The sequence below is a fragment of the Sphingomonas sp. genome (assembly GCF_040398505.1).
Taxonomy (GTDB): domain Bacteria; phylum Pseudomonadota; class Alphaproteobacteria; order Sphingomonadales; family Sphingomonadaceae; genus Sphingomonas.
Genome location: NZ_JBBATX010000040.1, coordinates 1 through 8877, shown reverse-complemented (window position 1 = coordinate 8877; position 8877 = coordinate 1). Strand labels below are relative to the sequence as shown.

At 66.1% G+C, this 8877-nt stretch carries 10 protein-coding genes; 6 read left to right on the top strand and 4 right to left on the bottom strand.

Annotated features, from left to right (window positions below; genetic code table 11):
• Together ABWP09_RS07095 and phhA are read right to left on the bottom strand one after the other, a co-directional pair.
• Window positions 1-325: hypothetical protein (locus ABWP09_RS07095; RefSeq protein ID WP_353204448.1), on the bottom strand; the 325-nt coding region annotated here is incomplete at its 3' end.
• Window positions 326-351: 26 nt separating this feature from the next.
• A complete protein-coding gene (gene phhA, locus ABWP09_RS07090) occupies window positions 352-1218 on the bottom strand; it encodes a phenylalanine 4-monooxygenase (RefSeq protein ID WP_353204447.1) in 867 nt (288 codons plus the stop codon).
• 46 nt (window positions 1219-1264) lie between these two features.
• Here phhA and ABWP09_RS07085 point away from each other — a divergent pair, with 46 nt between their 5' ends.
• Entirely contained in the window at window positions 1265-1954 is a 690-nt protein-coding gene (locus ABWP09_RS07085; RefSeq protein WP_353204446.1) for an esterase/lipase family protein, read from the top strand.
• A gap of 122 nt (window positions 1955-2076) precedes the next feature.
• On the opposite strand, the gene ABWP09_RS07080 is transcribed toward ABWP09_RS07085, so the two are convergent.
• On the bottom strand, window positions 2077-2361 hold the full coding sequence (locus ABWP09_RS07080; protein ID WP_353204445.1) for a hypothetical protein: 285 nt from the start codon (window positions 2359-2361) through the stop codon (window positions 2077-2079).
• Window positions 2358-3368 (bottom strand): glycerophosphodiester phosphodiesterase, encoded by a 1011-nt coding sequence (locus ABWP09_RS07075; protein WP_353204458.1) that lies wholly within the window; start codon window positions 3366-3368, stop codon window positions 2358-2360. Before ABWP09_RS07075 ends, ABWP09_RS07080 begins: the two co-directional genes overlap by 4 nt.
• A 194-nt stretch (window positions 3369-3562) precedes the next feature.
• Here ABWP09_RS07075 and ABWP09_RS07070 point away from each other — a divergent pair, with 194 nt between their 5' ends.
• The 5 genes from ABWP09_RS07070 to ABWP09_RS07050 all read left to right on the top strand — a co-directional run bounded on the left by ABWP09_RS07070 (window position 3563) and on the right by ABWP09_RS07050 (window position 8866).
• Window positions 3563-4054 (top strand): 2Fe-2S iron-sulfur cluster-binding protein, encoded by a 492-nt coding sequence (locus ABWP09_RS07070; protein WP_353204444.1) that lies wholly within the window; start codon window positions 3563-3565, stop codon window positions 4052-4054.
• Window positions 4051-5025 (top strand): FAD binding domain-containing protein, encoded by a 975-nt coding sequence (locus ABWP09_RS07065; RefSeq protein WP_353204443.1) that lies wholly within the window; start codon window positions 4051-4053, stop codon window positions 5023-5025. The genes ABWP09_RS07070 and ABWP09_RS07065 overlap by 4 nt, the downstream gene beginning before the upstream one ends.
• Entirely contained in the window at window positions 5022-7241 is a 2220-nt protein-coding gene (locus tag ABWP09_RS07060) for a xanthine dehydrogenase family protein molybdopterin-binding subunit (RefSeq protein WP_353204442.1), read from the top strand. Before ABWP09_RS07065 ends, ABWP09_RS07060 begins: the two co-directional genes overlap by 4 nt.
• A 124-nt stretch (window positions 7242-7365) precedes the next feature.
• Window positions 7366-8286, top strand: a complete 921-nt coding sequence (locus tag ABWP09_RS07055) for an XdhC family protein (RefSeq protein ID WP_353204441.1) — start codon at window positions 7366-7368, stop codon at window positions 8284-8286.
• Window positions 8287-8290: 4 nt separating this feature from the next.
• Window positions 8291-8866: a nucleotidyltransferase family protein gene (locus ABWP09_RS07050; RefSeq protein ID WP_353204440.1), complete on the top strand. Its 576-nt coding sequence runs from the start codon at window positions 8291-8293 to the stop codon at window positions 8864-8866.
• Window positions 8867-8877 lie beyond the last annotated feature (11 nt).

The window sequence follows — 8877 nt, the reverse complement described above, 5'->3', positions numbered from 1 at the left end:
CGACTTCGGCGCGCAGCGACGCCACAAACGAATCGTAGATCACTTTCGTGCGCGCCAGGCCGGCCTGGCCGCGCCCCCGGTCGTCGATCGGAAGCTCCCCCTGCACGCCGAAGCCATCGCGCAGAAACTCGCGATCATCGTAGCGCGCCTTAAAGGTTTGCAGGAAATCGCGACAATCGGTGGCAATGGCGGCGCGCTGCTGAAAATCGAGCTCGCCCAGCACGCCATCGACGGCGACACGCAGCGCCCGGACGCTACCGAACGTATCGTCGGGGACGCGTTGCGACAGGAAGGCCTGCAAGTGCGGCCATTGCGCCTCGCCCAAGGCCCAACGCTCGCGCTCGGCCCGGCTCACTTCTGCGCCAACGCATAGGCTTGCGTCCCCAGCGTCAGCACGGAATCTTCCGGCAGCACCGTCGCGACCGGCACATCGGGCAACCCCGCCAGCGCCTCGTACAACGGCGCGAAATCGGTTTCGACCGTCAGCCGCAGCAATTCATCGAAGCTCGGGATCACGAAATAATTCTGCTGGAAATCGTCGATTCGGTACTCGGTCCGCATCACCCGTTTGAGGTCGAACGCGATGCGGTTGGGGCTTGCGTCGTCGAGCGCGAAGCGGCTTTCGGCGAAGCTCGATACGATCCCCGAACCGTAGATGCGCAAGCCCTCGGGGTCGGCGATCAGCCCGAATTCGACCGTGTACCAATAGAGCCGTCCGAGATATTTGAGCGCATCCAGCCCCAGCGCGCGTTGCCCGCCACGCCCGTACGCTGCGAGATAATCGGCGAAGACCGGGTCTGCGAGCATCGGCACATGGCCGAACACGTCATGGAACACGTCGGGCTCTTGCAGATAATCGAGCTGATCCGCGCGGCGGATGAAATTGCCCGCGACGAAACGGCGGTTGGCCATATGATCGAAGAACACGTCGTCGGGCACCAGCCCCGGCACCGCGACGACTTGCCAGCCAGTCAACGCCATCAGCCGCTCTGACAATTCCTCGAAATCAGGAATGCCGGGCTTGCTGAGCTGGAGCACGTCGAGCCCGCGCAGATAGGCATTCGACGCGCGACCCGGTAGCAATGCGGCTTGCCGCGCGAACAGCGTGTCCCAAACGCGGTGCTCCTCGGGCGTGAAATGCGCCCAATCCTGCGGGATCGTCCAATCGGCGGCGGCCCCCTCGGGTGGGCGGTCCAGAACATGCGTATCGTCGGCCATGCGCTTAGCGTACCATAGCTGCGCTGCAGCAGGAACCAGGTTACGAATGAAACCACCGTCGAAACGATTATGGGCGCTGGAAGTGCCGCGCGGCGCGTACGGTCTGGCGTCGCTCGCCTTTGCGAAGGGGATGCTGGCACGCGGGCCGCGGGGTGACGGCCGGCCGGTGATGCTCTTGCCCGGTTTGTTCAACGGCGACCGATCGAACGTGTTTTTACGGCGCTATCTGACCTCGCTCGGTTACCGCGCCGAGGGGTGGGGGCTGGGACGCAACCTTGGCGCGCGCGCGATCGGGGCGGAGGGGGATTTGCTGCTCGACCGCATCCGCGCGCTGCACAACGCAACAAACGAGCGCGTGACGCTGGTCGGCGTCAGTCTCGGCGGGATCATGGCGCGGTTCGCGGCGCACCAGGCGCCCGATTTGGTGCGCGAAGTCATCACGATCAGTTCGCCCTTCGCCGGGAGCCCGCGTGCGACCAACGTCTGGCGCGCGTTCGAGGCGCTGACCGGCGAGCGGATCGACGCTCCGCCCGTGGTCGCGCGCTCCGCGCTGATCGCCCGCCCGCCGCCTGTGCCGACGACCGCGATCTGGAGCCGCAGCGACGGGCTGGTCAACGGGATGATCTGCCACGATGCCGATGGCCGCGCGGTCGAGGTGCGCAGCAGCCATATCGGAGTGCAGGTGCGGCCGCAGGTGTTGCTGGCGGTGGCGCGGGTGTTGGGGGACGGCGTGTAGGTCTATTCTCTCCCCTCCCTGGAAGGGAGGGGTCGGGGGTGGGTCGGTGTGGCGCTGGCGGCGGCGTTCGACAACGGGCCAACCCACCCCTCAATCTCCTCCCTTTCAGGGAGGGGAGGATCTCAATCCCGCGCCCGATACCCGTCATATCGCGCGCAATCGTCGCGCTTGTGCTGGCGGCAGTCCTTTTCCCATTGCTTGCGCTCGGCGCCTTCGCGTTCTTCGGCCTTGCGCATTTTCTTGCCGTAATTGCGGTCCGCCTCGGACTGGCTGGTCGTGGTCCAATCGACCGCCTTGCCCGCGGCTTTGACCGGGAGCGTCACGACATCGAACGCGGCCTTGGCGACGCAGCCGCCGCTCAGCACGGGCAGCAGCAGGGTGGTGGCGAGCAGGGCTTTGCGGATCATTTGGTTGCCTTTGCTTTGGCGCGCCACGCGGCGCGCGCTTCCACGCCGAGATACGCGAAATCGGTGAAGAAACCGTCGACGCCAAGGTTAAGAAAACGTGTCATTTCCTCCGCGACCCGACCGTGGGCGGCGGGATCGGTGCCGCTGCGCAGGCTTGGCGGCAGAAACATGTTCTCGGCGCGGAAGGTCCAGGGATGGAGCCGCAGGCCGACCGCATGCGCGTCTGCCACGAGCGTGGAGGGCGTATCGTCGCCCTTGCGGATCAAGTCCTTGTTGGGGCCGATGGCGTACGCATAGCGTGCGATCGCGGTCAGGCCAGCGGGCGTCGCCATCGCGGCATAGCTGGGGGCGGCACCGTCGGCGGGGGCACCGCTTGCGTCCATCAGCTGGATCAGCCGCAAGCCCGTCATGGTGTGGAGCCGCTTGAGATTGTTCACCTCGAACGATTGGATGAACACCGGGTCGCCGGGCTTGCTCCACCCTGCGGCCTTCAATTGCGCAACCAGGCGGGCTTCCATCGGATGGCCGATGCCGGCGAAATAGCTCGGATGCTTGGTCTCGGGATAGATGCCGACCACCCGCCCCGCTTTGCTGTGCTTTTTGGCGAGCGCGATCACTTCGGCGAGCGTCGGGATCTCGAATTGCCCGTCATATGTGGCATTGTCGCGCCGCAATTTGGGCAGCCGCTCGACCGCGCGCAGCGTCTTCAGTTCGGCGAGCGTGAAATCCTCGGTGAACCAGCCGACATGTTTCTCGCCATCGATCACCTTCTCGGTCCGGCGCGCGGCGAATTCGGGATGTTGGGCGACGTCGGTGGTGCCGGTAATGTCATTCTCGTGTCGCGCGACAAAGGCATCGTCCTTGGTCAACACCAGATCGGGCTCGATAAAATCCGCGCCCTGCTCGATCGCCAGCGTGTAGGACGCGATCGTATGTTCGGGGCGCAGCCCGCTCGCGCCGCGATGCGCGATGACGATGGGGGAAGAAAGCGCCTTTGACACGGGCATAGTCTGCGCCGATGCGACATCCGACGCCAGCGCGGCGAACAGCGCCCCGCACAGGGCCCCGCACAGGGCCCCGCACAGGGCAACGACATTTTGCTTGCGCAAGGACTGCGTAAAAAGTCTCATACTGCTACCTATCCCAGGAAACCGATTTCACGCGACCGCGTTACCCCAAACTCACAGGAGCGGCGACTTTCATGCATTTCACGATCAATGGCAGTGTTCACGAGGCAGACCCCGACATTCGCGCGTCGCTGCTCGATCTGCTGCGCGAACATGTCGGGCTGACGGGCACCAAAAAGGGCTGCGACCACGGCCAGTGCGGCGCATGCACGATTTTGGTCAACGGCCGTCGGATCAATGCATGTCTCACGCTCGCGGTCATGCATCAGGACGATGACATTTTGACGATTGAAGGGATTGGCAGCGCCGACGCGCTCCATCCGCTGCAGGCGGCGTTCGTCCGCCATGACGGCTATCAATGCGGCTATTGCACGCCGGGGCAGATTTGCTCGGCGGTCGGGATGCTCGACGAAGTGAAGAAGGGTTGGGCGAGCCATGTCAGCGCCGATCTCGATTCGGTCACGCTCGATGGCCTCGAGATTTCGGAGCGGATGAGCGGAAACCTGTGCCGCTGCTCGGCCTATCCCAACATCGTCGACGCGATTTCGGAAGTGGCAAGCGCATGAAAACCTTTGAGTATGCGCGGGCGGATAGCCCCGAAGCGGCGGTCGCGTCGGGCGGTCGCTTCATCGCGGGCGGCACCAATTTGCTCGATCTGATGAAATTGCAGATCGAGACGCCGGAGAAACTCGTCGACATCTCACGGCTCGATCTGGCGCAGGTCGAACGGCGCGAGGATGGCGGGCTGACGATTGGCGCGCTGGTACCGAACAGCGATCTTGCCGCCAATGCTTATGTCATCGACGGCTATCCGGTGCTGGCGCGTGCGTTGCTGGCGGGCGCTTCGGGGCAGTTGCGCAACAAGGCCTCGACTGGCGGCAATTTGCTGCAGCGGACCCGCTGTTACTATTTCTACGACACCGCGATGGCGTGCAACAAGCGCGTGCCGGGGTCGGGCTGTTCGGCGATCGGCGGGTATAATCGCATTCTCGCGGTGCTGGGGACGAGCGCGCAGTGCATCGCGACGCACCCGAGCGATATGGCGGTGGCAATGCGCGCGCTCGATGCGGTGATCGTGACATTGAAGCCCGATGGTGACCGGCGGCGGATTTCGATCCACGATTTCTACCGTCTGCCAGGCGACACGCCGCAGATCGAAACCGTGCTCGAAGCAGGCGAGCTGATCACGCATATCGACTTGCCACCGCCCCCCGCCGGGCAGCAGCTCTATCGCAAGGTGCGCGACCGCGCGTCTTACGCCTTCGCGCTTGTCTCGGTCGCCGGGATCGTGTCGGTCGAAGACGGCAAGATCGCCTCGGCGGCGCTCGCCTTCGGTGGGCTCGGGCCGATGCCGTGGCGCGATCCAGCGGTCGAGGCGGCGCTGATCGGGCAAGCCCCGTCCGATGCCGTGTTCGCCGCGGCGGCCGACGCCTTGCTGGCGGAAGCGAAGGGCTTTGGCACGAACGATTTCAAGATCCCGCTCACGCGGCGCCTGCTGACCGCGTGCCTGCGCGACCTGACCGGAGCAACGGCATGACCGATTACAAGATGGACGCCGATCACCCCGGCATCGCAATGGACCGCGGGGTTCAGGGTGTGCTCGGTGTCGGTCTCGACCGCAGCGAGGGCGCGCTCAAGGTCAGCGGCGCGGCGCGCTACGGTTACGAACACCGCGTCGAAGGCGATGTCGCCTATGGCTATCTGATCACCGCGCCCGCCGCCAAGGGCAAGGTGACGGGCTTCGACGCCGCCGCGGCACGCGCGCTACCCGGCGTGATCGACGTCATTCTCGACGATCCGCGCATCCCGCGTCAGGCTGCTGCCTTCGGCCCGGCGCATGCCGGGAATGACGCGATCGATCATTGGGACCAGGTCGTCGGCGTCGCGATTGCCGAGAGTTTCGAGGCGGCGCGTGCGGCGGCGAAGGCAGTCGTCGTGCAGGTCGATATCGAACACGGCGCTTTCGACACGATGGCAAACGTTGCCAAAGCCAATCCGCCACCGAAGGACTCGCGGCTGCAGGACATTGCCAAAGGCGATATCGACGCGGCGATGGCGGCGGCGCAGGCCACGGGCGGCGTCACGATCGATCAGGTCTACACCACCCCCAACCAGGTCCATGCCGCGATGGAGCCACATGCTTCGGTTGCGGTATGGGACGGCGATCACCTGACGCTGTATTCGAGTTTGCAGATCCTCGCCGTCGCCAAGCCCGTCCTCGCCAAGGCGATCGGCATTGCGGCCGACAAGGTGCGGATCCTCTCGCCGTACATTGGCGGCGGCTTCGGCTCGAAGATGCTCGGCCCTGAAGCGGTGCTTGCCGCGATTGCTGCGCAAAAGATCGGCCGCCCGGTCAAGATCGCGATGGCGCGCGCGCAATTGTTCCACAACATCTACCGCCGCACCGATACCACCCAGCGTATCCGGCTCGCCGCCGACAAGGACGGCAAATTGCTGGGTCTCGCGCATGACAGCGTGGTGAGCCAATGCCCCGATGGCGGCTTCATGGAGCCGGTCGCGTTGGGGTCGCTCGCTTTGTACGAAGCGCCGGTGCGCCAGTTCACGCACAAGGTGGTGACGCTCGACATGGTGATGGCGGGTGCTGTCCGCGCGCCGGGCGAAGCGGTCGGCACGCTCGCGCTCGAAACCGCGATCGACGAAATCGCCGAGGCGCTGGGTCGCGATCCGATCGATTTCCGCAAGTTGAACGAGCCTGCGGTCGATCCGCTGACCGGCGCACCCTTTTCGACGCGCGCGCTGGTCGAGTGCCTCGATCAGGGTGCCGCGGCGTTCGGCTGGTCCAAGCGTTCGCCAAGGCCGGGGCAGCGGCGTGAGGGCGAATGGTTGATCGGCATGGGCGTGGCGGCGGCGGTGCGGATCAATTTGCTGGTCGATTCGGAGGCGCGCGTGACGCTCAAGCCCGATGGCCGTGCGCTGATCGAAACCGACATGACCGATATCGGCACCGGCACCTACACGATCCTCGCGCAAATCGCGGGGGAGGCGCTCGGCCTGCCGATGGAAAGTATCGACGTCGTGCTCGGCGATACCGATTTGCCGCCGGGCGCTGGATCGGGCGGATCGTTCGGCGCGGCGAGCGCCGGGTCTTCGGTTGCGCTGGCGTGCGAAGATGTCGTCGCGGTGCTGGCCGAGCGGATGCAAACGACGCCCGAGGACATGACGCTCAAGGACGGCCATGCGGTGGCGGGCAACCGCCGCGTGCCGTTGGGCGATCTGGTCGGTGCGGAGGCTTTGGTCGGCAAGGGCAAGATTTCGCAAGGGTCGAACGCCAAGACCTTCAGTCAGGCCGCGCACGGCGCGCAATTCGCCGAGGTCGCGGTCAATGCGGTGACCGGCGAAACCCGCGTGCGGCGGATGCTCGGCGTGTTCGAGGCGGGGCGCATCCTCAACGCCAAGCTCGCGCGCAGCCAGGCGATCGGCGGGATGATCTGGGGGATCGGCTATGCGCTGATGGAGGATGCCGTGCTCGATCAGCGTTACGGCCAGTTCGTCAATCACGATCTCGGCGAATACCATATCCCCGCCCATGCCGACGTGCCGCCGCTCGACGTGCTGTTCGTCGAGAAGATCGACCGGCACGCCAATCCGATCGGGGTGAAGGGGCTGGGCGAGCTCTCGATCTCGGGCGCGGGGGCGGCGGTGACCAATGCGATCTACAATGCCTGCGGCGTGCGCGTGCGCGACTTTCCGCTGACGCTCGACAAGGTGTTGGCGGGGTTGCCGGAGATGTGACGATGTTCTCCCCTCCCTGGAAGGGAGGGGCCGGGGGTGGGTCGGCCCGTTATCGAACGCCTTCCCCGCCCCATACCAACCCACCCCCAACCCCTCCCTTCCAGGGAGGGGAGGAAGAAAGACCATGCCCGATAACGATTCCGTCCTGACCGCCGCGCGCACCTGGAAGGGCGAACCGCTGGCGCTTGCTACCGTGGTTTCGACCTGGGGCTCGGCACCGCGCCCGCGTGGCAGCCATATGCTGGTCCATGCCGATGGGCGGTTCGAGGGATCGGTGTCGGGCGGGTGCGTCGAAAGCGATATCCTCGCCACGGCGGCCGAGGTGATCGCGGGCGCGCCGTTCCAGCTCAAGAATTACGGCGTGGCGGATGCGGCGGCGTGGGAAGTCGGTCTGCCGTGCGGCGGCGAGATTGCGGTGCTGGTACAGCCGGTGTCGGCGGAGGGCTTCGACCCCGAGCTGTTCGACCGCATCGCCGAGGCGCAAGCCAGCGGCAAAGCGCTCAGCGTTTCGACCGATCTCGCCAGCGGCCAAAGCTCGCTGCGTCCGCTCGAAGGGGCGGCGTTCGTCAATCGCTACGATCCGCCGCGCCGCTTGCTGATCGTCGGCGCGGTGCAGATCGCGCAGGCGCTCGCCGGGCTCGCGCGCGAACTCGGCATCGCCACGACAGTGATCGATCCGCGCGCGCGCTTCCTCACCGCGGAGCGCTTTCCCGGCGTAACGCTCGATGATCGCTGGCCCGACGAGGCGATTGAGGCGCTCGATCCCGGCCTTGCCAGCGCGGTGGTGACATTGAGCCACGATACCAAGATCGACGATCCGGGGTTGATCGCTGCGCTGGCGCGCCCGACCGCCTATGTCGGCGCGCTCGGTTCGCGCCGCAGCCACGCCGCGCGGCGCGAGCGGTTGGCGGCGGCAGGAGTCTCGCCAGCCGATCTCGACCGGATCGACGCGCCGGTCGGGCTCGATATCGGCGCGATCGGGCCGGCCGAAATCGCGCTGTCGATCGCCGCGGCGATGGTTGCTGCGTTCAACCGCAAGGATTGAGCCGATGATCGCAGTCGAGGCATGCGCGCTGGTGCTCTTCGCCGCAGGTCGGTCCGAGCGCTTTGGGGACGCCGACAAGCTGCAGGAGATGTTCCTGGGCCAGCCACTCGCCTTCCATGTCGTCACCGCGCTCGAAGACATGCCGTTCAAGGCGCGCGTTGCGGTCTGTTCGAACACCGATCTCGATTTCGCCAGTCGCGGGTACATTGTGGTGCAAAATGGTGCGCCGGAGGACGGCATGTCCGGTTCAGTTGTGCTCGGCGTTGCAGCGGCGCGCGCGCTGGGCTGCGAAGCGGTGGTGATCGTGCTCGCCGACATGCCGCGCGTAACCGCCGCGCACGTTCTGCGCTTGCTCGACGCCGCCGATGGGCCCGACAGCGTCGTCGCGTCGAGCAACGGCCTGCATCCCACCCCGCCCGCGCTGTTCGGCGCCGGGCAGTTCAGCACGCTGCTGCTGCTCGAAGGCGACTCGGGCGCGCGCGACCTGATCCGGGCCGGGCGTCGGGTAATCGCGCCGGAGGCGGAGTTGCTCGACATCGACCGGCCGGAAGATCTGGAGCGGTTGCGGGCGCTGGTTTGATATCTGCGAAG